This is a genomic window from Roseateles sp. P5_B10 (assembly GCF_056400485.1).
Genome location: NZ_JBFULE010000997.1, coordinates 1 through 1,699, shown reverse-complemented (window position 1 = coordinate 1,699; position 1,699 = coordinate 1). Strand labels below are relative to the sequence as shown.

Below are 1,699 nucleotides of genomic sequence, written 5' to 3'. Positions count from 1 at the left end.
GCACTGGCCTTACCGAGATAGCGAAGCGTGCGACGTCCGACCTATGAGCAGGGCCTTTCATGGCCTTCCCCTTCCGAATGAGTTGATGAGAGATCGCACTTCCCATCGTGGCACTTGGTTGCCGGTTGCCGCAACGCGGCTAGTTCGGGACGGGGAAGTCCCTTTCATTCGTTGGGCGACAGCTTTCTGAGCTGACCAGCCGCTGGTCGCGCCGGAGTGAACCTCCGCTCCTGGCCGGGACCGGGTCTTGCCAGGCGATACCGTAAGCTGACGTTGGCTGGCTGGCTGGCTGGCTGGCTGGCTTGGTTGGTTGGCCTGACCGGGGTCGGCTAACGGCAGATCTAATGGAAACCCGGTCTCGGCCAGGAGCGGACGCCCACCAGCGGCGGCTTTCGAGTAGGCTATCTTTGCCCCATGACCGTCCGTTGCCTTTGAACAGCCACGTCCTTCAAGCAATACAGACGACTGGGACCTTCGCAAATTCCCTGAACTTAGAGGATGCGCGAAATCTCAAGCTTCGACTTCGGGAGCGGCTAGGAGTCGACGCTTCCGCGAGCACACCGTGGGACGAGACCTATGCTCCCGGCGGGACAAGGAGGCCGGATGGTTGGAAGCTCGTCGCCGATTTTGTCGGAGCAAAGTCGTGTTTGATGTTTTTGAGTGAAGCAGCGTACATCTGGAAGTTCGGGAGCGGCTATGACCTGCTCCGGGTGTTGCTCGAATGCCCCGCGCTTGAGTTTTACGTCTGTGATGAAGATGGCAGCTACTTGTTGTGCAGCAATGATCACGACTTCATCATCGGCTGGGGCACTGCTCGGCCTTGGGTGGAAACCCTGGACGTCGCCAGGGGCCGATGACGTCGCTGTTCGGCCAAAAGCGTTCGTTAGACCTCCCGAAAACACCTATGAACTGGAAGCCAATCTCAGAAGCATCGCTGTGGGACCTTATCAACGCGGGCGAAGCACGGATGAACATCCAGCAGGCGCGGTTGTGGGAAGCTATTCGAATTCAGCCAGCGAAGTGGTCCGAGCCTACATATGGGAGGGGGGCGGCGGTTTTTGGGCGGTCGCCGTGATCGGGGGCATGGTCGTTTGGTTCAACGATATCGAAGACGGATTCAATCGTTCGCGGTACACGTCGTTCGGGAAAATTGACGAGTACCTCTGCAATCAGGATGAGCTCGAGATAGCAATCCAGCAGGTCTGCAACATGCTTGAGACCGGCGTAGATTCGGCTTCCCGCTGCGGTCCGCCGAGGGCTGGTGAATACCTGCCGGGGGCACAGTCAATTCCCCTATGAGCCCATCAGGGCACTCGATGCAGATCGAACTTTTGAGTCCGTCGCTGGGCGGCGCGAAAGGCAGGTTTGCGGCGCCCAATTGAGCATGGCGAATGTCGCAAATGGGTCGGGAGCACCCGTTCGATCCCTTGAGCAGCAGACATTCATCCAGACTTGACCAGGGTGAGCGGCGGCCCTCCTCCTGGATGGCGGCTTCACCCTCCATAGCGGTCGTGCTGCTGCCGCGTCGACCGGTGAGCAAATGACGGCTTCGCGCATCGGACCATGAAATCGGCAACCTGCCGCGGATGACGGCAACCGCTGCGCTGCCGGTCTTCAAGGTCGATCTCGACCTTCCGCTATGGGCACCTTGCTGTCGCACGGGCGCTGGCCCCGACCGTCAGCAACCGCTGCAATGCGG

Annotated in this window: 1 protein-coding gene; it reads left to right on the top strand. The window is 59.9% G+C overall.

Going from position 1 to position 1,699, the window contains the following annotated elements; all coding sequences use genetic code 11:
• The first annotated feature begins 750 nt into the window (after nucleotides 1–750).
• Nucleotides 751–1,299: a hypothetical protein gene (locus AC1DU6_RS30120; RefSeq protein WP_457321144.1), complete on the top strand. Its 549-nt coding sequence runs from the start codon at nucleotides 751–753 to the stop codon at nucleotides 1,297–1,299.
• The last annotated feature ends 400 nt before the right edge of the window (nucleotides 1,300–1,699 follow it).

What these genes read in the sequence shown, in the direction of transcription:
- AC1DU6_RS30120 (WP_457321144.1), top strand. Translation starts at nt 751, where the DNA reads ATGAAGATGGCAGCTACTTGTTGTGCAGCAATGATCACGACTTCATCA.